The organism is Arthrobacter sp. 10T419 (genome assembly GCF_056394105.1).
Genome location: NZ_JBFTHF010000006.1, coordinates 206,376 through 228,500, shown reverse-complemented (window position 1 = coordinate 228,500; position 22,125 = coordinate 206,376). Strand labels below are relative to the sequence as shown.

The window sequence follows — 22,125 nt, the reverse complement described above, 5'->3', positions numbered from 1 at the left end:
CCCATCCCGAACCCGGAAGCTAAGACCCACAGCGCCGATGGTACTGCACCCGGGAGGGTGTGGGAGAGTAGGTCACCGCCGGACAACCATTACAGCCAGGCCCCGACACACAGTGTCGGGGCCTGAGCCTTTTAACACCCCAAACACAGAGCTGAAGGCCTCCATAGCAGCCTGTGGAAGTGAGGGAGCGTGGGGGAGGAACATGACACATCTGCGGGAGTGTTGGGTGGGAGGAACACCTGCCGGCGCTTCAGCGTTGATTACTCTTGAGTAGCTTCAACTAAAAACCAACTCGGGAGATCCCATGACTGCACGGACCATCGTCATCACCGGCGCCAGCGACGGGATCGGCGCGTCCGCCGCCCGGACCCTCGCCGCACGAGGCGAGAACGTCGTCGTCGTCGGACGTTCGGCCGAGAAGACCGAACGGATCGCGAACGAAATCGGCGCGGACTACTTCGTCAGCGACTTCGCCGACCTGGCGCAGGTGCGCCGGCTCGCCGCGCAGCTGCGGGAGAAGTACCCGCGGATCGACGTCCTGGCCAACAACGCTGGCGGCATCATGGGCGCCCGGGAGCTCACCGTCGACGGTCACGAGAAGACCTTCCAGATCAACCACTTGGCACCGTTCCTACTCACCACCGAACTGCTGGACACCCTGACCTCCAGCAAGGCCACCGTCATCAACACTTCCAGCGCCGCCAATTCGCTCTACGGCCGGCTGGACATCGACGACCTGGAGCTCGCGAACAAATACTCCGCCAATCTGGCCTACGGTAACGCGAAGCTGGAGAACATCCTCTTCACGGCCGAGCTGCACAACCGCTACCACGCAGCCGGCATCTCCACGGCGGCGTTCCATCCCGGCGTAGTGGCCACCAACTTTGCCGCGGACACCACCAGCCCGTTCCGCTTTATGTACCGAAGCTTCCTCAACCGGTTCATGCTGTCCCCGGAGCAGGGCGCTGACACCCTCGTGTGGCTTGCCACGGCCGTCCCGGGGCAGGAGTGGGTCCCGGGCGCCTACTACGCCAAGCGGGCGCTGGCGAAGGCCAACAAGCAGGCCTACGACGCGGAACTCTCCAGGGAACTGTGGGAGCGCAGCACCGCCATGGTGGCCCAGGACTCCGACAGGCTCGACCCCCGCGGTTGAGCCTCCTCCCAATGAAGGAAATCGTGGGATAGTCTTTCCCTGCCCCTCGCCGACACGCGGCCGAGGGCTTCATATTGGGGGAGTGCTCGAAGGTGCGCCTGAAGAAACTGATGATTGCCTCGCTGGCTGCCAGCGCCGTCGTGCTGAGCGGCACCGCCGTGCCGGCGTCTGCCGCGCCGGCGCCGAAGTCGTACAAGAACTGCACGGAGCTGAACAAGGTCTACCCGCACGGCGTGGGCCGCAAGGGCGCCAAGGACAAGACTACCGGCAAGCGGGTCACCACCTTCCGCGTGGACAACACCCTCTACGGCTACAACGACGGCGGCGCCGTCCGGCACCGCGGCGAGTACGACCTCGACCGTGACAACGACGGCATCGCCTGCGAAAAGCGCTAACCCGACCTTTGCGCCGGGGCCCCGCCAGGCGGTGGGGGTCCCGCTGCTGACGTTCCTGCCCGGTTCTTAGGTCGGCCACGGGATGACTCCGCGCCAACCCGGGCTACACCGGGCTGCCGGAGTGCTGCCGCAGGTTAGAACTGGGCGGGAACGTCGGCCGCTGTGCTGCGGGAGCGTCACGTGCGCCGCCGGAGCTGCGGGAGCCGGAGGCTAGCCTGCGGCTTCGACCTTGTCGATCGCCGTCAGGGCGCTTTCCATCGTCCCGGCGAGGTCGCTGGCCGGGGCGGGCTTAGCAAACAGGTACCCCTGCAGCGAGTCGCAGCCCAGATCCATCAGGTACTTGGCCTGTGCCGGCGTCTCGATGCCCTCGGCCGTGACCTTCAGCCCGAGGTTTTGCGCGGCGTTGATCATGGTGCGGAAGAACGGCAGGTGTTCCTTGCCCGTCTTGATCATCGCCACGAAGGAACGGTCGATCTTGACCTTGTCCAGCGGCAGTTCCTTAAGCCGGCCCAGCGTTGAGTAACCCGTGCCGAAGTCGTCCATCGCGATCCGGACGCCGGCCTCGCGCAGCTGCGCCAACTGCCGGAGCACGTCCGAATCGGCGTCGAAGAACACGCTCTCGGTCAGTTCGAGCATGAGCTGGCGCGGGTCCACCCCGGTGGAGGCGACAATGCCCAGCACGTCGGTGGCGAAGTCCCGGTGCTGGAACTGCAGGCCGGAGACATTCACGGCCACGCTGTACGCGGCGTCGCCGGCCAGCCAGGGCCGGATCTCGGCACAGGCGCGGCGCATGACCTCGTCGCCGATCTCGCGGATCAGGCCGCTCTGTTCGGCCACCGGCAGGAACTGGTTGGGCGGCACCAGCTTGCCGTGCCGCTCCCAGCGCGCGAAGGCCTCGAACTGCACCACGGCGCCGAGCCCGGGGGACACCACCGGCTGGTAGTGGACCGAGATCTGCCCCAGTTCCACCGCCTGCCGCAGGCCGGTCTCGCCCTGGGCTTTGTTGGCGGCCGTGTTCAGCATCTCCGGCCGGAACTGCAGCCAGGTGTTCTTCCCCGCCGCCTTGGCCGCCGTCATGGCCGAGTCCGCCTGCCGCAGCAGTTCAGCGCCGTCGTGGGTCTCCGGCGTCTTGGCCGCCAGTCCCATGCTGACCGCGGGCCGCACCATCGATCCGCCGATCCGTGCCGGGACGTACAGGGACTCGGAAATCCGTTTCGCCACGGCTCCGGCATTGAGGCACTCGGTCAGCAGCACCACGAATTCGTCGCCGCCCAGCCTGGCCACGGTGTCGTGCGGCCGGACGCAGTTGCGCAGCCGGCTGGCCACCTCCACGAGCAGCTCGTCCGCGGCGGAACGGCCCAGCATGTCGTTGTAGCTCTTGAAATCGTCCACGTTGATCAGCAGCACGTCCACCGGGTCCGGCCGGCGCAGCGCCGCGGCGAGGCGCTCGTTGAACAGGGTCCCGTTCGGCAGCCCGGTCAGCGTGTCCCGCAGCACGGCCGCCTTGAGCTGGTCGTCGTGCTCCGCGGGAGTGAGACGGGGAAGCACGCCGGTGGTGCCGGGCACCAGTTCTGCCTCCAGCGAGCCGAATGTCCGACGGCGGGGAGCGGCTGCCGCCGCGGCGGCACCCGCCGTGGCTCCGCCGTCGTGCGGGGTTGCGGGTGGTGTGGCGCCGGGGCGGGCCGGGACTCCCGGGCGCACGGAGACTGCGACGGTCCCGGCCGTGCCGGGCGCTGCCGGAAGCGCGGCGCAGGTGATTTGGACCGGGAACTCGGAGGCGTCGCCGCGGCGGCCCGCGCCGGTGAAGGGCGTCCGCCCGGCGCCGCCTTCCAGTCCGGCGAGGACCTTGTGGAAGTCCTCCCGTGCCGACTCGGCAAGCAGCATGCTGTAGTCGGCGCCCAGCAGTTGCGCCCGGGAATAGCCGAAGAGCTGCTCCGCGGCAGTGTTCAGGAAAGCGATGGATCCATCCGGGCCAAGCAGCAAGAGGGCGTCGGGGCTGTGCTCCAGCACTGTCTGTGCAAACGCTGCGTCCATGATGTGTACTGCCCCCAAAAGCGATGGATCTGTGAATGGTGCCGCGCACCGCCGGGAACCGGATTGGGTTCGCCGCGGCCGCGCCTGCTGAAATCATATGTGGTCGCTAGCACAGTCTCATGCCGCCCCGACAGTAATCGTGAAAGCGTGCGAATATGTCGTCCGGTCGCCCAGACAAGGGGCCGAACTAGAGCGCCACTGCCGGCTCCTGCAGGGCCGTGATGGCCTCCGCGGACTGTGCGACGGCCGCCGCCCGGCGTGCCCCGGGCACGGGGCGGGAGAAGAGGTAGCCCTGCAGGGCGTCGCACTCGTGTTCCATCAGGTACCGGGCCTGGGTGGGCGTCTCGATGCCCTCCGCCGTCACCCGCAGGCCCAGGCTGTGGGCCATGTGGATCATGGACGTCAGGATGGGAAGCCGCTCCTCGCCGGTGTGCAGCATGGACACGAACGACTTGTCGATCTTGACCGCGTCCACCGGAAGCTCCTGCAGGCGGCCCAGCGAGGAGTAGCCGGTGCCGAAGTCGTCCAGCGCCACCCGGATGCCCGCGGCGCGCAGGGTGATCAGCTGCTGGATGACGTGGGAGTCGGCGTCGAAGAACACGCTTTCGGTGACCTCCAGGACCAGCTGGTGCGGATCAACCCGGCTCCATGCGGCGATGTCCAGCACCCGCTCGGCGAAGTCCTTGTGCTGCAGCTGCACGCCGGAGACGTTGACGGCCAGGGTCCGCCCGGGGTCCTCCGCCAGCCAGGACTGCAGCTCGGTGCAGCTTTGCCGGAGCACCTCGGCCCCGATGTCGCGGATCAGGCCGCTGCGCTCCGCGGTCTGGATGAAGGCGTCCGGCGCCATCAGCACCCCGTCGCGTTCCCAGCGGGCCAGGGCCTCAAACTGGATCACCTCGCGGCGGTTCGTGGAGATTACGGGCTGGTAGAAGACGGTGATCTGGCCGAGTTCGACGGCGCGGCGCAGCCCCGCGGTCAGCTGCGTGCGTTCCAGCAAGGTGGCCAGCATCTCCGGCTGGAAGTGCACGTAGCAGTTCTTGCCTGCCTCCTTGGCGGCGTACATGGCCACATCGGCCTGCCGCAACAGCTCGGAGGAAGACATGTCCTCGGTGCCGCGCGTCGCCACGCCCAGGCTCAGCCCCGGGCGCATCAGGGTGCCCTCGATGGAGACCGGGGCGTTCAGCGTGGCCACGATCCGCTGCGCGACCGCGTCCGAATCGCCGCAGCCGACCAGCAGCACCACGAATTCGTCGCCGCCCAGGCGGGCCACGGTGCCGTGCGGGCCCACGCAGTTTTGCAGCCGGCGGGAAATCTCCACCAGCATCTGGTCCCCGGCGTGGTGGCCCAGGATGTCGTTGACTTCCTTGAAGTCGTCCAGGTCCAGCAGCAGCACCGCCACCGGTCCGGGGGACTCCAACGCGGCGGTGGCGCGTTCGTTGAACAGCATCCGGTTCGCCAGCCCGGTCAGCGGATCCTGGAACGCGAGGGCCTTCAGCTGATCAGCCTGCTGTGCCAGCTCGTCGAGGGCGCGGCGGGCCTGGTCCTGCGCCACGGTGCGGGAGGTGACGTCGCGGAAGTTCCAGATCCGGCCCACCACCTCATCGGCGACCTTCTGCGGGCGGGAATACAGCTCCACGGTGCGGCCGTCCTGGAACTCGAGGACGTCGTGGCTGTGCAGCTCGTGGTTGGCGTAGAGCTCGGCGACCTTGGCCTTGAAGCAGTCCGGGGCAACCAATTTCTGGGCGATGAATTTGACCAGGGCGTAGGCGTCCTCCTCGGCGAGGATCTCCCGCGGCATGTCCCACAGCCGCAGGTACTGTTCGTTGACGCCGGTGATCTGGCCGGTGTTGGACACCACCACGATGGCGTCCGCCGTCGTCTCCAGCGTCGCGTCCAGGAGCGAGACGGCGCTGCGCCGGCCGGCGTCGTGGTCCTGGCGGTGCGTGGTGTCGCGGACTGCGACCGCCACCGACGTTCCGGCCGGCGTGGTCACGAGCGAGCAGGTGATTTCCAACGGCAGTTCGCGGCCGTCGCGGTGCAGCCCGAGGCCGGGGAAAGGCCTCGTCCCCGACGTCCCTGCGCGGCCGAGCCGGCTCAGAACCCGCAGGAAGCCGCCGCGGTCGTCCTCCACCAGCAGCCGGTTGTGCGCGACGCCGATCAGCTCCTCGCCGGAGTAGCCGAACAGGCGCTCCGCCGCGGGATTCAGATAGGAGATGACCCCCTCCGTGGTGAGTTGCAGCAACGCGTCAGGGCCCTGCGTCAGCAGGGTTTCCGCCAATCCTTGTTCCACGTCGATGCCAGCCCCCGGGCGTTCGTCACTCGAATCCACCGGCAGGGCGGTGGTCATTAAACTTCAAGCATCATAGGGCCATGAGACCCAAATCACAGCACCGACTGCGTTTGGGCGGCAGTGTCGTGGCGCAATGCGGTGATGGTCCGGGCCGACGCCGAGAGCGCAGCGGGCAGACCGGTCGCCGGTTGGGGCCGGGAAAACAGGAAGCCCTGGAGGGAATCGCATCCGCGTCGCATCAGGTACTCGGCCTGTTCCCGGGTCTCGACGCCTTCAGCGGTGACGGTCAGGCCCAGGCCGTGGGCCATGTCGATCATGCAGTTCAGGATGGGGAGCTCCTCGGTACCGGCGTGGATCAAGGCGACGAAGGACTGATCGATCTTGAGCGTGTCCACCGGGAGGTCCTGCAGGCGGCCCAGCGAGGAGTAGCCGGTGCCGAAGTCGTCCAGCGCCACCCGCACCCCGGCGCCACGGAGCTGCACCAGCTGGCGCTGGACCTGGCAGTCGTCGTCGAAGAAGACACTCTCGGTGACCTCCACGACCAGCTGGTGCGGATCCACCCCGCAGGAGCCCGCGGTCGCGAACAGCAGCTCCGGGAAGTTGCCGTGCTGGAGCTGCACACCGGAGACGTTGACGGCGAGGGACCGGGTGGGGTCCGCGGAAAGCCAGGGCTCCAGCTCCGTGCAGCCGCGCAGCAGGACCTCGGTGCCGATTTCGACGATCAGGCCGCTGCGCTCCGCGGCGGGAATGAACTGATGCGGCGGGACGAGGGCACCGTCGCGTTCCCAGCGGGCCAGCGCCTCGACCTTGACAACGGTGCCCAGCCGGGCGGAGACGATTGGCTGGTAATGCACCGCGATCTCCCCGCTGTCGACCGCGGTGCGCAGCCCGGCCTCCAGGTCGGTGCGCTCCAGCAGTGCGGTCATCATTTCCGGGCGGAAGCGCAGGTAGCGGTTCTTGCCGGCGGACTTGGCAGCGTACATGGCGATGTCGGCGCGGCGGAGCAGCTCGGAGGCATCGACGGCGTCTTCGCTGATGGACGCCAGCCCCAGGCTCAGGCTGGGCCGCAGCATGGTGCCATCAATCCAGACCGGCAGCTTGAGGGATTCGACGACCCGCGCGGCGGCCGCGTCGGCGTCGAGCGACCCGACCAGCAGGACCACGAATTCGTCGCCGCCCAGCCGTGCTACAACGTCGTTGGGCCGGACGCAGGCGCGCAGCCGGCGGCCGACCTCGATCAGCATCTGGTCCCCGGCATGGTGGCCGTGGATGTCGTTGACTTCCTTGAAGTCGTCCAGGTCCAGCAGCAGGACGTCGACGGCGGTCCCGTAGGGTCCGGCCAAGGCGTGCGCCAGACGGTCGTTGAAGAGCTGGCGGTTGGAGAGCCCGGTCAGCGGATCCTGGAACGCGAGGGTCTTCAGCTGGCTGGCCTGCTGCGCGAGGTCCGCCATGGCCTGGTTGATCTGGTCCTGGGCTCGCCGGGCCGCGGTGACGTCCCGGAAGCTCCAGACGCGGCCCACCACGCGGTCCTCGACCTTCTGCGGGCGGGAATACCGTTCAAAGGTCCGCCCGTCGCGGAAGCGCAGCACGTCGTGGCTCTCGGCTTCCGGATCGGCGTAGAGGGCCGTGACCTTTGCGAGGAACTGCTCGGGGTCCGTGAGCTGGCCCAGGACGAAGCCCATCACGGACTCGTCGTCGCCGGTGTCCACGAGTTCGCGGGGGATGCCCCACATCGAGAGGAACTGGTTGTTGACGGAGGAGATCCGGCCCTCGGCACTGACCACAAGGATGCCGTCCGCGGTGGATTCCAGTGTGGCTGAGAGCAGGGACATGGCTTCGCGGAGCCGGGCGTCCTCCTCGGGGCGCGCTGAAGTGCTCACGCGGCCGTAACCGGACAAATCTGAGACCAACGATGCTGCATTCTGAATCCTCCCCTCAGAAATCATAGGGGGCGAAGCGCGGGCCCAGCGCCACGGCGCGGGCGTCCGGCGGGTTGCCGCGCTCCCGCTGGGGCCGGGCCGCTGGGCCGGGGCGCTGGGTCCGGGCTGGGGCCGGGCCGCTCAGACCGGGCCGCTGGGGCCGGGCCGCTCAGTCGGCGGTGGCCAGTCGGCCGGCGGCGGCCGCGTCCGCGCCAATTCCGGCGTCGGCCCTTCCCAGGCCCCGCACCGTCCACCCCGCCGCGGTCCAGGCGGCGGCGTCGAGGGCGTTCCGGGCGTCCAGCACCGTCCGGCGTCGGACCAGCTCCCCGGCCGCGGTCGGGGAGAGCGCGCGGTAGGCCTCCCACTCGGTCAGCAGCAGCACCAGTTCGGCGCCGTCGAGCGCCTGCTCGACGGCGGCCTCGAAGCGCAGCTGCGGATACCGCAGCCAGGCGTTGTTGATCGCCGCCGGATCGGTGACGGTGACATGCGCCCCCGCTTCGGCCAGTTGCTGGGCCACATCCAGGGCGGGGGAGTCGCGGATGTCGTCGGTGTCCGGTTTGAAGGCCGCCCCGAGCACGGTTACCCGCCGGCCGCCCAGCTGGCCGCCGCACAGCTCCCGGGCAGCCTCCACGGTGCGGGTGCGCTGGCCGCGGTTGATGCCGTCCACCGTGGCCATCCAGGCGTCCACCGAGTCCACGCCCAACGCGGCGGCCTGCACCCGGAGGGAACGGATGTCCTTGGGCAGGCAGCCGCCGCCAAAGCCGAGGCCGGCATGCAGGTACCGGCCGCCGATCCGCGGATCCAGGCCCATCGCCTCGCCGAGCTCCGTCACGTCCGCGCCGGATGCCTCGCAGAGTTCGGCCATCGCGTTGATGAAGCTCAGTTTGGTGGCCAGATAGGCGTTCGACGCCGATTTGATCAGCTCAGCGGTCGCGAAGTTGCAGATGAGCCGGGGGATTCCGGCGCAGAGCAGCGGCCCGTACACCGTGTCCAGGGCGGCGGTGACGGCGGCGCCGGGGCTGTTCGGGTGCCGCGCGGATTCCTTGCCGCCCGGTACGCCGTACACCAGCCGGTCCGGCACCAGGGAATCCTTCACCGCCGTGCCCTGGCGCAGGAACTCGGGGTTCCAGCCGAGGAGCACATCCGGGCGCCCGGCCAGCACACCGCGGAGCATGTCCACCGTTCCCACCGGCACGGTGGACTTGCCGACGACGGCGGCACGCGGCGCCAGGAACGGGAGCAACGCTTCGGTGGCGGAGACCAGGTAGCTCAAGTCGGCGCCGTCGGAGGTCTTGGACTGCGGTGTTCCGACGCAGAGAAAATGCAACTGCGCGCCGGCGGCGTCGGCGAAGCTGGTGGAGAAGGCGAGCCGGCCGTTGGCGCGGCCGTCGCGCAGGAGTTCGTCCAGACCCGGTTCGTAGAACGGGGCGGCGCCGCGGTCCAGCTGGGCCACCTTGGCGGCGTCGACGTCGATCCCCACCACGGTGTGCCCCATCGAGGCCAGGGTGGCGGCGTGCACGGCGCCGAGGTAGCCGCAGCCGATCACAGAAATCTTCACAGGGTTGCTCCTCTGGTGGTTGAACGGGGGCTGGCGGAACCGGTGCTGGCGGAACCGGTGCGGGCGGAACCGGTGCGGACCGCTTCGTAGTGCCGCACGAGCTCCTCGCCCAGCGCGTGCCAGGTCCGGCCCTGCACCGAGGCGTGGGCGGCGGCGGCGAAAGCGCGGCGTTTGGCGTCGTCGCCCGTAAGGTCTGCCACCCGGGACCGGAGCGCTGCGAGATCACCCGGTTCGTAAAGCCAGCCGGTCCGCGAATTCTCCACCAGGTCCAGCGGGCCGCCGCGGCCGGTGGCGACCACCGGGACGCCGGAGGCCATAGCCTCCTGGATGGTCTGGCAGAAGGTCTCGAATTCGCCGGGGTGGACGAACAGATCGAACGAGGCGACGGCCCGGGCCAGTTCCTCGCCGCCGAGGAACCCGGTGAACACGGCGTCCGGGAGCGCGGCTTCGAGGGTTTCGCGCTGCGGCCCGCCGCCGACGATCACCAGCCGGGTGCCGGGAATATCTGCGAGCACGGCCAGGTCCTCCACTTGTTTCTCGACGGCGAGCCGGCCGACGTAGCCGATGATGCGTTCGCCGCCGGGGGCGACCGAGGCCCGCCACGCGTCGTCGCGCTTCTCCGGGCTGAACCGCCGGGTGTCCACGCCGCGGCGCCACATGTGCACCCGGGGAATGCCGCGGCCCAGGAACTGGTTCAGCGCAAAGGTCGACGGGACCAGGGTGCGGGTGGCGAGCAGGTGGATCTGCTCCACCCGGTTCCAGGCCCAGTTTTCCAGGAACGGGACGCCGTAGCGGCCCGCGTAGCCGGGGACCTCGGTCTGGTAGACGGCGACGCTGGGGATCCCAAGCTGGTGCGCGGCTTGGGCTGCCCGCCAGCCGAGCACGAACGGCGAGGCGAGGTGGACGACGTCGGGGGCGTAGTCGGCAAGGATTCGCTTGACCCGGGCCACACCGCCCAACGCCACCCGTACGTTCGTGTAGCCGGCCAGCGGCACGGACGGGAGCCGGTGCACCCGCGCGCCGTGGACCTCGCCGGGGACTTGGGGGTCCTGCGCGGATGGCGCGATCACCAGCACCTCGTCGCCGCGGTCCTGCAGATGCTCCAGAACCCTCAGGATGGAGTGCGTGACCCCATTCATCTGCGGCAGGAATGATTCGGCGACTAGTGCGATCCTCACGCCTCCACCGTGGCCGCGGCGGCTGACGGCGCGGGGTTCCCGGTGTGGCCTGCGGGGGAAGAGTGGGTTAACAGGCGTGGGTGGGCCGCGGGTTCCGGGGCCTGGCGGGCCCTTCGGTGTCCCACTGTGCATGCCCGTCGGCCGGACGCGTGTCCGGACATCATCCCAATACGCGCGCTCGCTGCCGCGCCGAATGACGATTATCCAAAAATGGCCGCAAACCAGCTGCCCAGGCGGCCGCTTCTGGCAAGTGGATGGTGCCGGAGTGCGCTGGTTCCCGTGGTCCTTCCAGTCCAGGGCCGCCCGTTTGCCGGAGATGGCCGCCAAGCCGGGCCTCGGAGCGGCCATCTCCGGCAAAACGGGCGCGGTTCGCGCTCGGGGCCGGAGTGCCCGGCGCCCAGGAGCTCCCCGGAGCTCCCCGGAGTGCCCGGTGCCCCGGAATGCCCGCAGTGCCAGGTGCCGCGCCGGCCAGCGTCAGCGGCGCGGATCGTGCCGCAGCACGTCCGGGAGTTCGTCCACGTAGACCGTCTGGGGCGGCTCGTAGTAGATGACCAGCACCTCGTCCCCGACGGCGAAGACGCTCTCCTTGTCGAACGGGTGGGCATGGAAGGCACTCGTCCCGCCGCGGAAGGGCAGCATGACCTCCCCGATGGTGCCGGGCCCCACCCGCCCCGTCACCCGGCCGATCCGGCCGGTCAGGCTGCGGTCGACTTCCTTATGCATCCGGGGCTTTCGGTGGCTGCTTGGCTGCCTGCCGGCCGTCCTGCCGGCCATCTTTCAATGCCGTCCGCAGCGCGGGAAGGTAGTCGCCGACCTGCGCCAGGATGCCGCCGATCATCCGGTTGATGCCCTCCCCGCCGTTGAGGACGGTGAGCTGCCCGACGTGGGCGAACGGCTCCGCGGCCGCGGCGATGATGGCCGGCATGTTCTCGGCCAGCTGCTGCGAGATGACCGCGTCCTGGTTGGTGCCGAGGGCTTCGCCGCGCGCCTTGATGCCGTCGGCTTCGGCCAGCGCTTTGGCCTTGATCGACGACGCCGTCGCGTCACCGCGGGCCTTCGTGGCGGCGGCCTCGGCTTCACCGGTGACGCGGGTGGCCCCGGCGGCGGCCGCGGCAGCTGTCGCATTGGCCTGCGCCTGGAGCTCGGTGCGCCGGGCGTTGACCTGCGCCTCGAGTTCGGTCCGGCGGGCCAGCGCCTCGGCCGCGCTGATGTCCGCGGATTTCTGCCCCTCGGCCTCGGTGCGCTTGGCGTAAGCCTTGGCGTCGGCGGGCTTGCGGATGGTGGTCTGGAGTTTTTGTTCCTCACGGTCCGCCTCGAGCTTGGCGACCTCGGTTTCCTGCACCACCACCTGCTGCCGCGCGGTGGCCTCGGCCAGCGGTCCGGCCTGGGCGGCGTTGGCCCGGGCCCGTTCGGCGTTGGCCTGCGCCTCCGACTGTTTGATCGCGGAGAGGCTCTGGGCGTCGGCGATTTGCGCGGCCGCCTCCGCCTCCCGCTCGGCCGCCTCACGGTTCCGGGTGGCCTCCGCGATCCGGGCTTCCATCTTTACCTGGGCGATGTGCGGCTTGGCGATGTTCTGGATGTAGCCGGTGGGGTCCTGGAGGTCCTTGATCTGGAGCGAATCCACCACCAGGCCGAGCTTTTCCATCTCCACCCCGCTCGCGCTGCGGACCTGCGAGCCGAGCTTGTCGCGCTCGCGGATGATCTCCTCCACGGTCATGCTGCCAATGATGGAGCGCAAATGTCCCTCGAAGACGTTGTAGACCTGGCTCTGCATCTTGGGCTGCTGGCCGAGGAAGCGGCGCGCAGCGTTCGCGATGAACGGCGGCGCGTCGCCGATCTTGTAGATCACCACGCCCTCGACGATCACCTGGATGCCCTGGGAGGTCACGCAGGAGACCTTGAGCTCCGTCTCGTTCAGGGTCAGGGACAGGGTCCGCACGGTCTGCAGGCCGGGAAACACGAGCGCCCCCTTGCCGGTGACGATCTTGAAGTCCATGCCGTCCCGCGTCTCGAGGGTTCCGCGGGTCAGGCCGGAGATGATCAGGGCCTCGTTCGGTTCGGCCACCTTCCACATCAGCTTGATCGCAATCCAGATCACGGCGACGACGACAAGTGCCCCGGCGAGGACCGCGAGGAACGGGACAAAAGCTGAGAAGTCCGGCATGGAAACTCTTTCAGGTCGTGGGGTCAGGCCAGTCTGGGGTGCTGCCGCCGAATAAGTCCAGCATTTGGCGGAACGGCTGGGGCAAAAGAAAGCTGGTGCGGACACCCATGAAGCTCCAGGCGCCCGCACCAGCAGGTAGTACGAATTTGTTGGATTACTGAGAATCGGTCCTCATTCGCGGCTCCCTTTTCCCGGTGTTCGCTTACCGGGTTTGTGCGTCATCGGCCAGATGCCTCGAGAGCAGCCAGCCGGCGCCAATCATTGCCACGCCCAGCACCATGTGGGTCCAGTTGTCCATGGTGTTGAACGCCAGGAAATTGGCCGCCGACCCCACGCCGACGATCAGCCCGTAAACGCTAAAGACGATGTACAGCAGGCCGAAGCCCATGAGGAAGTTCCGGGCTCCCATGCCGTTGCGGGACATGGTCAAGCCCGCGGCGCCAATGGCCAGCTGAACGATGTTCAGCAGCATGGACACCTGGAACAGGCCAAGGAACATGGCCCTGGAATCTGGCCCGAAGAACCTCAGCTCGCTGTACTGCGTGGTGATGCCCGGGATGAACCCCAGGACACCCACGACAAGAAGGACAATACCCACACCCATGCCGACGTTTTGGACATCAGTCCGTCCGAAATGTACGCCGTGTGCATGTGGGGATGCGGTAGTCATTTTCTGCCTCCAACCACTGATTGCGGACACCTTAAATTTTACGGCGGGGTAGCGGAAAAAGCGCCGCCGCAGGGCCACCTGCGGTGGTGCGCTCGGGGCGCGGCGGGCGGCGATGGCAACGTTTCCGGCCGGCTGAAATCGGGGGCCCAAGAGCCTGTCGGAACCCGGCGGAAGGCCCCGCACGTGGCACCATGGAAGACGATGAAACTGCGCGCTGATCAGACCGGGAACCGTGGCCTTCCGATGCCTCTATGGCTGCAGGGGGCGCTGGAGTCCGCGCAGGCCGCCGTGATCTCCGCACTCGTCGTGATCGCACCAATTATCGCGGTCTGGGCCACGGCCGGATTCCGCGAGGGCGGCTTTGAATTCCTCGCCCGGCTGGCCGGCCAGGCCTGGCTGCTGATCCACGGCGTCCCCTTGCTGCTCGAAACCGTCGGCGCCGGAACCGCGGGACGGCCCGAATCCGGCACCCTGTCGCTGATCCCGCTGGGCCTCACGCTCCTCCCGTTCCTGCTCGCCTGGCGCGCGGGGCGGCGGCTGGCCCGCGCCTCCTACACTGACCAGCTCTGGCAGGCGCTGCTCGGCTCCTGGATGATGTACGGCGCCTTCGGATTCGCCACCGGTTTCGTCTGCCGCACCTCCGAGGTCGGTGTCAGCCTGTGGTACGCCTCCATCGTCCCGTTGATCCCCTTCGCGCTCGGCATGGTGATTGGTGCCCGCCGGGAAGCGGGCTCCTGGAGCCGGCTGATCGGCGTCGACGCCGTCGCCTGGCTCTCGCGCACCAGCCAGCACTCGCGCTGGGCAGGCTCCTACCTTGGCTCCGCCGTCAAGGCCGGCTTCGTGGCCGTGATGGCCAGCCTGGCCATGGCTGCCGCCCTCCTCACCGTGGACCTCATCATCCACTGGAACCTCATCATTGCCGTCTACGAGGCGCTCGACGCCGGCCCGGTGGGCGGCGCGGCGCTCACCATCGCGCAGTTGGGCTACCTGCCCAACCTGGCCGTGTTCGCGCTGGCCTGGACTTCCGGCTCCGGGTTCGCGCTCGGCGTCGGATCGCAGGCCGGGCCGCTGGCCACCGCCGTCGGGCCGCTGCCCTCCATCCCGGTGTTCGCCGCGCTGCCCGCCGGTGCGCTGGAGTACGGCTTCGTGGCCCTCGTGGTTCCTGCGCTCGCCGGGCTCCTGGCGGGCTGGTGGTTCCTGCGCGAAGGCGAAAACCACTTCGACGAATGGCTCTCCATCAAGGTCAAGGCGCGCTGGTTCACGGCCACCGTCTCCACGCTGGTCCTGGGCGCCATGATCGGCGCCGTGGCAGGTCTGCTCGCGGCGGCGCTGGCTTGGTTGGCCCGCGGTTCCGCCGGCATCGGACGGCTCACGGAGATCGGCCCGGACCCCCTGACAACGGCGTTGTTCGTGGCAGCTGAAACGGGCATCGGCGTCGTGATCGGCTACGCGGCCGGGCCGTGGCTGGAACGACGGCAGAAACTGCACGAAGCGGATCTGGAACTGGCCGCCGAAGCCGATTAAACGGCGACGTTCCGGGCCTGGCGGGTGGCCGGCGCTAGCGCAGCTGCGTGGGCAGCGAATTCTCCAGCTGGGTCCGGCACGCCGAGGCAGCCTGCTGGGTCAGGGCATGGCGGGCGCACTGCTGGTAGTCCCGGATCTGGTTGAAGAACACCGCGGAGGCCAGCACCATCAGCACCATGACCGCGGAGACCACCAAACCGGAGATGGTGCCGAACAGCACCAGGCGGGATTCCTTGAGCTTCGCCGCACGCACGAGCAGTACGATGCCGAGCACCAGTGCGGCCGCGGTAAGGATTGCGGTGGGCCAGAGGTAGCTGACGTCCAGCTGGAAGACGAAGAACGCCCCAAGCACCGTGACGATAAACGCGCGGAACAGGTTGTGCGTCCGGAGCAGCGATGCCTTGGCCGCTTCGCTCCGGGGATTCTGTCCCCGCTGGGCTCCGCCGGGGTCCTGGGGGGAATTCATATTTTCCAGCGTACGCGAGTGGCCCCATAAGCTAAGTCAATGCGCATAGTTGTCCTCGTCTCAGGCACCGGCTCCAATCTCCAGGCAGTCATCGACGCCGTCAGGGCCGGCGAGCTGGACGTGGAACTCGCCGCCGTTGGCGCCGACCGGCCCGGAACGTACGGGGTGGAGCGCTCCGCGGCCGCTGGGATCCCGACCTTCGTGGTGGATTTCAAGGCCTACCCGGACCGGGCCGCGTGGAATGCCGCGCTTATCGAAGCCGTTGCCGCCTACCGGCCCGACGTCGTCGTGTCCTCCGGGTTCATGCGGATTGTCAGTGCCGACTTCATCGACGCGTTCGGCGGCAAGTACCTGAACACCCATCCGGCGCTGCTGCCGGCCTTCCCCGGCGCGCACGGCGTCCGCGACGCCCTGGCCTACGGCGTGAAGGTCACCGGGTGCACGGTGCACTGGGCGGACGCGGGCGTCGACACCGGCCCGATCATCGCCCAGGAAGCCGTGAGCGTGGACGACGGCGACACCGAGGACACCCTGCACGAGCGCATCAAGACGGTAGAGCGGCGGTTGCTGGTGTCGACGCTGAAGTCGCTCGCCGCGGGAGCTAAGACCCCCAACTAGCCCGCAGTTGTTGTCGTTTTGAGCCCWCAAAACGACAACAACTGCGAGGCAGTTGGGCCCTCCCGGGGCGGCGCCGACGGCCGTTTTTCGACGGGGAAATACCCAACCAAGTAGTCGGCTCGACAAAAGCGAGTACTCCGCGAATAAGTCGGGTAGTGACTGGCGAAAATCGGGTATCTCGCCGCCGGTTGAGGGGCCGTCCGGGGCCATAGTCTGACGCAGTCTCATTCGTCTCTTGCGTCCCTGGGGGTCCATCGTGTCACAGTTCAGCTTTGCCAAAACCAGCCCGAAGGTTCTCTGCCTTACTGCGGCGCTCGTCCTCGGAACGGGCGCCGTTTCTGCCGCCTATGCCGCTTCGACGACGTCCGGCACCGGCGAAATCAGCGGCTGCTACAACATCAACAACGGCGGCCAGCTCCGGGTGCTGGCAGCCGGCCAAACGTGCGATTTGAAGAAGGAAACCGCCATCTCTTGGAACATGCAGGGGATCCAGGGCATTGCCGGCCCGCAGGGGATCCCAGGGATCGCCGGCCCGCAGGGGATCCAGGGGCTCGTAGGCGAGGCCGGCGCCACTGGCGCCATGGGAGCCACCGGAGCCCAGGGTGAGAAGGGCGACAAGGGTGATACCGGCGAGGCCGGCGCCATGGGAGCCACCGGAGCCCAGGGTGAGAAGGGCGACAAGGGTGATACCGGCGAGGCCGGCGCCATGGGAGCCACCGGAGCCCAGGGCGAGAAGGGCGACACCGGCGAGACCGGTGCCCAGGGCATCCAGGGCGAGAAGGGCGAGCCCGGAGCTACCGGTGCCGTCGGTGCAACAGGCGCCACCGGGCTGCAAGGCGAAAAGGGCGACACCGGAGCCATCGGCCCCGTTGGACCGGCCGGTGCCAGGGGGGCCACAGGTGCGACCGGAGCCACCGGAGCCACCGGGGCCACCGGAGCCACCGGGGCGGCCGCGTCGACCAGCGTGACTGTCGAGTCGAACAGCGGCTCAACGCTCGTGGTTCAGGTCAACTGCCCAGCCGGCAGGACCGCCGTCTCGGGCGGCTACTCGCTGGGCTCCACCACCGGCAACAACGGCGCCGTTGTCAGCCAGCCCGTCATGACCGGCGGGACGCCTACCGGCTGGACCGTAACGCAGCGGACAACTACGGCCATGACGGTGTACGCGACCTGCATCCAGTAGCCACCCCCCGAATGCCCTATCACTTGTGGTGCTTCTGAGACCCTCAGGGCAACCAAAAGGGATAGGGCATTTCGGCGTCCCGGGCCGGCGGGGGAGCGGCGGCGGGAAAGCTACTCCAGACGGCGCTGCTTGGTCTCCGGGGCAAAGAACGCCATCCACAGCACCGAGATCAACACCAGACCGCCGGCCAGGGCGAAGGACGTGGCCAGCCCCAGTTCAGGCCACAGGAACGTGGCGAAGATCAACGGCCCGAACCCGGCGCCGAGCCGGGAGAACGTCGAGGCCCAGCCGAAGCCCGAGCCGCGCAGCTCGGTCGGGTAGAGCTCCGACACGTAGGCGTACAGCACCGGGATCGCCACCTGCACCACGAAGCCGAACACCAGCAGCCAGAACACGGCCGCCGTCGGGATGTCCACGACGACGGCGACAATCACCAGCGTCAGCGCCGACAGCGGGCCGGTGATGGCAAGGATCCACTTGCGGCCCGTCCGCTCCACCAGCAGCGCGGCGACCACCACGCCCAGCAGGCCGACAGCGGCCATCGACGCCGTCGTCAGGAACGCCTTGTACTCCTCGAAGCCGGCGCCGATCAGGATCCGGGGCATCCAGGTCAACGACAGGTAATAGACCAGCAGGATGCTGAAGAACAAAGCCCAGGCCGCCGTCGTAATCTTCCAATTGAACTGCCAGAGCGCGCGCAACTGGGTCCAGGCGCTGCCGGCGGAAAGCCGGGGCGCGTCCTGGGGTTCGGGCAGGCTGTAGACCCGGGCCTCGGCGCCGGTGGCCGCGACCAGGTGGTCGATCACCCTGGCGGCTTCCTCGCGGCGGCCCTTGCGGATCAGGAACAGCGGCGACTCCGGGACGCTGCGCCGGATCCAGAACACCAGCAGCGCGGGCAGCACCATGATCAGCATGGTCAGCCGCCAGTCGGCGAAGGCGGCGATCAGCCCGGCCGAGACGAACCCGCACAGCGCCGCACCGATCGGCCACCAGCCATCCATCGCGGTGAGGACCCGGCCGCGCTGCTTGCGGGGCGTGAACTCGCCCACCAGTGCGTAGTCCACCGGGATGCAACCGCCCAGGCCGAAGCCCGCCATGAACCGGAACGCCACGAACCAGAGGAAGCCGGGGGAGAACGCGCCCAGCACCGTGAACACCGAGAAGATCAACAAGGTGGCGGTGAAAGCCTTCTTGCGCCCGATCGTGTCCGCGATGGTGCCCCAGACAAAGGCGCCCACAGCCATACCGATCAGGTTGGAGGTGCCGATCCAGGCCGCGTCGCCAGCGGTCAGGGACCAGTGCTTTGACAGCAACGGAATGAGGATCCCGTTCAGCGTGACGTCCCAGGCATCGAACATGAAGCCCAGGCCGCCGATCAGGAAAATCCGGCCCTGGACCTTCCACCGCCACGGCAGTTCCTGGACCACCTGTTCGCCGCTGGGCACAGTGGTGTAAGTATTCATCTCGCCTCCTGGGAAAACTCTACGTCCCGGCGCGCGCCAGCGGTGAAGCTTCACACTCGGGCGCGCTGGCTCCCGGCGGGGATGCAGAGAGCCGTGACGCGATAAACTGGCCGCATCCCCACCACCCGCGGCCGCGCCGCGATATAAGACGGAGACTTTTGTGAGCTTTACGCAGCTTGAGCGTGTATCCATCGACCGTGTTCCCATCCGCCGGGCCCTCATCTCGGTCTACGACAAGACCGGTCTGGAGGAGCTCGCCAAGGGCCTGCACGAAGCCGGCGTCAAGATCGTCTCCACCGGTTCCACCGCCAAGAAGATCGCCGCCGCCGGAATCCCGGTGCAGGAAGTCGAAGAAGTCACCGGCTCCCCGGAAATGCTGGACGGCCGCGTCAAGACCCTGCACCCGCGCGTGCACGGCGGCATCCTCGCCGACCGCCGCGTCCCGGCGCACATGAAGACGCTCGAGGACATGTCGATCGAGCCGTTCGACCTCGTCGTCGTGAACCTCTACCCCTTCGTGGAGACCGTAAAGTCCGGCGCCGCGCAGGACGACGTCGTCGAGCAGATCGACATCGGCGGCCCCGCGATGGTGCGGTCGGCCGCGAAGAACCACGCCGCCGTCGCGATCGTGGTGGACCCGGCCTCCTACGGTTCCGTCGTGGAGGCGGCCTCCTCGGGCGGCTTTGACCTGAAGACCCGACGCCGGCTCGCCGCCAAGGCGTTCGCGCACACCGCGTCCTACGACACCGCCGTGGCCACCTGGACCGCCAGCCAGTTCCTGGATGAAGACGGCGACGGCGTGATCGACTGGCCCGCCTACGCCGGCCTGGCCCTGGAACGCTCCGAGGTCCTCCGCTACGGCGAAAACCCGCACCAGCAGGCCGCGCTGTATGTGGACAAGGCTGCCCCGGCCGGTATCGCCCAGGCCGACCAGCTGCACGGCAAGGCGATGAGCTACAACAACTTCGTCGACGCCGACGCCGCCCTGCGCGCCGCGTTCGACTTTGCCGAGCCCGCCGTTGCGATCATCAAGCACGCCAACCCCTGCGGCGTTGCCGTGGGTTCCGCCGCCGCGGCGGACCCGATCGCCGACGCCCACGCCAAGGCCCACGCCTGCGATCCGGTGTCCGCGTTCGGCGGCGTGATCGCGGCCAACCGCACCGTCACCGCCGGCATGGCCCGGACCGTGGCCGGGATCTTCACCGAGGTCGTCATCGCGCCGGGCTTTGAGGACGAGGCCGTGGAGATCCTTGCCAAGAAGAAGAACATCCGCCTCCTGACCCTGCCCGAGGGCTACGGCCGCTACCCGACCGAGTTCCGCCAGGTCTCCGGCGGCATGCTGGTCCAGGCCACGGACAAGGTCGACGCCGAGGGCGACAACCCGGCCAACTGGACGCTCGCTGCGGGAGAGGCCGCCGACGCCGCCACCCTGGCCGACCTTGCCTTCGCCTGGACGGCCTGCCGTGCGGCCAAGTCCAACGCGATCCTGCTCGCCGCCGACGGTGCCGCCGTCGGGATCGGCATGGGCCAGGTCAACCGGCTCGACTCCTGCCGTCTCGCCGTCGAGCGGGCCAACACCCTGGGTGTCACAGTGGAGTCCGACGTGGAAGGTGCCGGCGGGGCATCTAACACCGATGCCGCCGGCGCTCCGGAACGGGCCCGCGGCGCCGTTGCAGCCTCGGACGCGTTCTTCCCGTTCGCCGACGGCCTGCAGATCCTGATCGACGCCGGCGTCCGCGCCGTCGTGCAGCCCGGCGGATCCGTCCGCGACGAGGAAGTCATCGCCGCAGCCAACGCCGCCGGCATCACCATGTACTTCACCGGAGCTCGGCACTTCTTCCACTAGGGGACATGCTCAACTGCTGCCACCAAGAATGGACATGCCCTTCCTTTCCGGGAGGGCATGTCCATTTTTGTGCTGTCTTTGGTGTGCTTCGGGGTCCAGGGAGCTGAGGCCGCGGGACATGCTCATTCGTCGGGGCCAGGAGTGGGCGCGGGCGGAAAACTCGGCGGGACATGCTCATCGTGCGCGCCAAGGAGTGGGCGCGGGCGGAAAACTCTGCGGGACATGCTCATCGTGCGCGCCAAGGAGCGGGCATATGCGGATTATGTCCACTGGCCGGCGCGTGCGGCGGGCATGTCCACTCGGAGCGCCAAGGAGCATCGCCGACGGGCATGTCCATCCTTTGCAGTTCGGACCGGGCAAGACCTCCAGGCCTGACGGACATGCCCATCCTTGGAACCCACGAATGGATATATGGGGGTTATGTCCGGCGGGTGGTCTGAGCGATGGTTATGTCCGGCGGGTGGTCTGAGCGATGGGCATGTCCGGTGGGGGGCCAGGCTCAGGAACCAGCACACAGCAACGCGGGGTCACTTGCCGCCCTGTCGAGGGGGAGGGTGGCAAGTGACCCCGCGTTGCCCTATTCCTTTCCTAGGGTGTGGGCGTATTGGGGGTGGGGTTCTTAGGCGGCTGCGGCGGTGCTGTAGGCCTGCTGGATCACCGAGCCCCAGTACGGGCCGTACATCACGGTGGAGCGGCTGCCGTAGCCGTAGCTGTTGATGGAGTTCTGGTAGCCGGAGGAGCTGGTACCGATGAACCAGGGGCCGCCGGACGATCCACCGGTCATGTCGCAAGGGATGCCCTGGGCGTTGAACTGGGGATTGTTGGGATCATCGGAGGCCGGGCCGGTGCAGCTCTTCAACGACTGGCCGTCGAAGGGCGCCGCGGCCGGGTAGCCGTAGGACTTGTAGGTGAGGCCGCGCGCTGCGTTGAACTGGACGCCGGAGGCGCCGACGACGTCGGACAGGTTCTGTCCGTTCAGCGGGGACACGACGGCGAATCCGGTGTCGTACTGCATGTCGCCGGCCGAGCTCCACTGGGTCGTGGTGTAGAGGGCCTTGGCAGCCCACTTGCCGTACGGGGCGGCGCCGTTGAGGTACGCGGGGACGAAGACGAAGTTGGTGGCGAAGGCCCCCGGACCCTCGTTGACGCAGTGTCCGGCGGTGGAGACGGTGCTCTTGTTGGTGGAGGTTACCGAGTTGCCGGAGCAGACGTAGTTGCTGCCGCCCATCGTGAAGAACACTTTGCCGATGTTGGAGATCGGCGACTCGTCGGCGTGCAGGGTGGTCTTGCCCTTGGCGGCCTTGCCGGAGATCTGCGTGCTGGCACCCTTCTCCACGGTGGCGGCGGAGGACTTGTTCCCGCGGGCCAGAGCCTTGTCCGCCAGCACGTCGCCCGGAATGGCCGACTTCATACGCTCGGGCGTCCAGTAGTCGGCGGCCCGCGAGCCGTCGACGGACTGGCTGGCCACCTGGGGAGCCTTCTTGTCCTGCGCCGCAACGGTCGAGGCGGTGGCGCCGCCGGCCGCGCAGATGGCCAGGAGGGCCGCGGCGGAGAGGCTGAAGAGGCTGGTGGCCAGAGTCTTGGGTGTTCTCATGGGTGTCCTAACCGGGAGGAATGCGGGGCGGCCTGCGGGTGCGGGCCGCTGTGATGGGTTAGAAACTACG

17 protein-coding genes and 1 rRNA gene are annotated in these 22,125 nt (G+C 68.5%); 7 read left to right on the top strand and 11 right to left on the bottom strand.

What is annotated here, in order from left to right:
- From rrf to AC1DBD_RS12285, 3 genes are all read left to right on the top strand, one after another.
- Positions 1-84, top strand: a 5S ribosomal RNA gene (rrf, locus tag AC1DBD_RS12295); the annotation flags it as partial.
- 220 nt (positions 85-304) lie between these two features.
- Positions 305-1,153, top strand: coding sequence for an SDR family NAD(P)-dependent oxidoreductase (locus AC1DBD_RS12290; protein WP_476982200.1), 849 nt, complete (start codon positions 305-307; stop codon positions 1,151-1,153).
- Positions 1,154-1,245: 92 nt separating this feature from the next.
- Positions 1,246-1,548 carry an excalibur calcium-binding domain-containing protein gene (locus tag AC1DBD_RS12285; protein WP_441418558.1) on the top strand — a complete coding sequence of 101 codons (303 nt, stop codon included), beginning with the start codon at positions 1,246-1,248 and terminating at the stop codon, positions 1,546-1,548.
- Positions 1,549-1,758: 210 nt separating this feature from the next.
- On the opposite strand, the gene AC1DBD_RS12280 is transcribed toward AC1DBD_RS12285, so the two are convergent.
- The 8 genes from AC1DBD_RS12280 to AC1DBD_RS12245 form a co-directional block, all read right to left on the bottom strand.
- Positions 1,759-3,582, bottom strand: a complete 1,824-nt coding sequence (locus AC1DBD_RS12280) for a putative bifunctional diguanylate cyclase/phosphodiesterase (protein ID WP_476893285.1) — start codon at positions 3,580-3,582, stop codon at positions 1,759-1,761.
- 187 nt (positions 3,583-3,769) lie between these two features.
- Positions 3,770-5,929: a putative bifunctional diguanylate cyclase/phosphodiesterase gene (locus AC1DBD_RS12275; protein ID WP_441418556.1), complete on the bottom strand. Its 2,160-nt coding sequence runs from the start codon at positions 5,927-5,929 to the stop codon at positions 3,770-3,772.
- A 35-nt stretch (positions 5,930-5,964) separates the two neighbouring features.
- The gene (locus AC1DBD_RS12270; RefSeq protein ID WP_441418555.1) at positions 5,965-7,752 is read right to left on the bottom strand and encodes a putative bifunctional diguanylate cyclase/phosphodiesterase; all 1,788 of its coding nucleotides are present in this window, start codon (positions 7,750-7,752) and stop codon (positions 5,965-5,967) included.
- Positions 7,753-7,960: 208 nt separating this feature from the next.
- Positions 7,961-9,349 (bottom strand): UDP-glucose dehydrogenase family protein, encoded by a 1,389-nt coding sequence (locus tag AC1DBD_RS12265; protein WP_441418554.1) that lies wholly within the window; start codon positions 9,347-9,349, stop codon positions 7,961-7,963.
- Positions 9,346-10,527: a glycosyltransferase family 4 protein gene (locus AC1DBD_RS12260; RefSeq protein WP_441418553.1), complete on the bottom strand. Its 1,182-nt coding sequence runs from the start codon at positions 10,525-10,527 to the stop codon at positions 9,346-9,348. Before AC1DBD_RS12260 ends, AC1DBD_RS12265 begins: the two co-directional genes overlap by 4 nt.
- 474 nt (positions 10,528-11,001) lie before the next feature.
- Positions 11,002-11,250 carry a hypothetical protein gene (locus AC1DBD_RS12255; protein WP_441418552.1) on the bottom strand — a complete coding sequence of 83 codons (249 nt, stop codon included), beginning with the start codon at positions 11,248-11,250 and terminating at the stop codon, positions 11,002-11,004.
- Positions 11,243-12,691 carry a flotillin family protein gene (locus AC1DBD_RS12250; RefSeq protein WP_476982199.1) on the bottom strand — a complete coding sequence of 483 codons (1,449 nt, stop codon included), beginning with the start codon at positions 12,689-12,691 and terminating at the stop codon, positions 11,243-11,245. The genes AC1DBD_RS12255 and AC1DBD_RS12250 overlap by 8 nt, the downstream gene beginning before the upstream one ends.
- A gap of 202 nt (positions 12,692-12,893) precedes the next feature.
- A complete protein-coding gene (locus tag AC1DBD_RS12245) occupies positions 12,894-13,361 on the bottom strand; it encodes a DUF4383 domain-containing protein (RefSeq protein WP_441418550.1) in 468 nt (155 codons plus the stop codon).
- Positions 13,362-13,562: 201 nt separating this feature from the next.
- On the opposite strand from AC1DBD_RS12245, the gene AC1DBD_RS12240 reads away from it, so the two are divergent.
- Positions 13,563-14,885, top strand: coding sequence for a cell division protein PerM (locus tag AC1DBD_RS12240; RefSeq protein WP_476893295.1), 1,323 nt, complete (start codon positions 13,563-13,565; stop codon positions 14,883-14,885).
- Positions 14,886-14,919: 34 nt separating this feature from the next.
- Here AC1DBD_RS12240 and AC1DBD_RS12235 read toward each other — a convergent pair whose 3' ends face one another.
- On the bottom strand, positions 14,920-15,351 hold the full coding sequence (locus tag AC1DBD_RS12235; RefSeq protein ID WP_476982198.1) for a hypothetical protein: 432 nt from the start codon (positions 15,349-15,351) through the stop codon (positions 14,920-14,922).
- Positions 15,352-15,390: 39 nt separating this feature from the next.
- Here AC1DBD_RS12235 and purN point away from each other — a divergent pair, with 39 nt between their 5' ends.
- Complete coding sequence (gene purN, locus AC1DBD_RS12230) at positions 15,391-15,969, top strand: phosphoribosylglycinamide formyltransferase (RefSeq protein ID WP_476982197.1); 579 nt, start codon at positions 15,391-15,393, stop codon at positions 15,967-15,969.
- Positions 15,970-16,225: 256 nt separating this feature from the next.
- The gene (locus tag AC1DBD_RS12225) at positions 16,226-17,152 is read left to right on the top strand and encodes a collagen-like domain-containing protein (RefSeq protein ID WP_441418547.1); all 927 of its coding nucleotides are present in this window, start codon (positions 16,226-16,228) and stop codon (positions 17,150-17,152) included.
- Between the two features lie 110 nt (positions 17,153-17,262).
- Here AC1DBD_RS12225 and AC1DBD_RS12220 read toward each other — a convergent pair whose 3' ends face one another.
- Positions 17,263-18,615 (bottom strand): MFS transporter, encoded by a 1,353-nt coding sequence (locus tag AC1DBD_RS12220; RefSeq protein WP_476982196.1) that lies wholly within the window; start codon positions 18,613-18,615, stop codon positions 17,263-17,265.
- Between the two features lie 160 nt (positions 18,616-18,775).
- On the opposite strand from AC1DBD_RS12220, the gene purH reads away from it, so the two are divergent.
- A complete protein-coding gene (purH, locus tag AC1DBD_RS12215; RefSeq protein ID WP_476982195.1) occupies positions 18,776-20,461 on the top strand; it encodes a bifunctional phosphoribosylaminoimidazolecarboxamide formyltransferase/IMP cyclohydrolase in 1,686 nt (561 codons plus the stop codon).
- Between the two features lie 619 nt (positions 20,462-21,080).
- On the opposite strand, the gene AC1DBD_RS12210 is transcribed toward purH, so the two are convergent.
- A complete protein-coding gene (locus AC1DBD_RS12210; protein WP_476909377.1) occupies positions 21,081-22,055 on the bottom strand; it encodes a trypsin-like serine peptidase in 975 nt (324 codons plus the stop codon).
- Between the last annotated feature and the right edge of the window lie 70 nt (positions 22,056-22,125).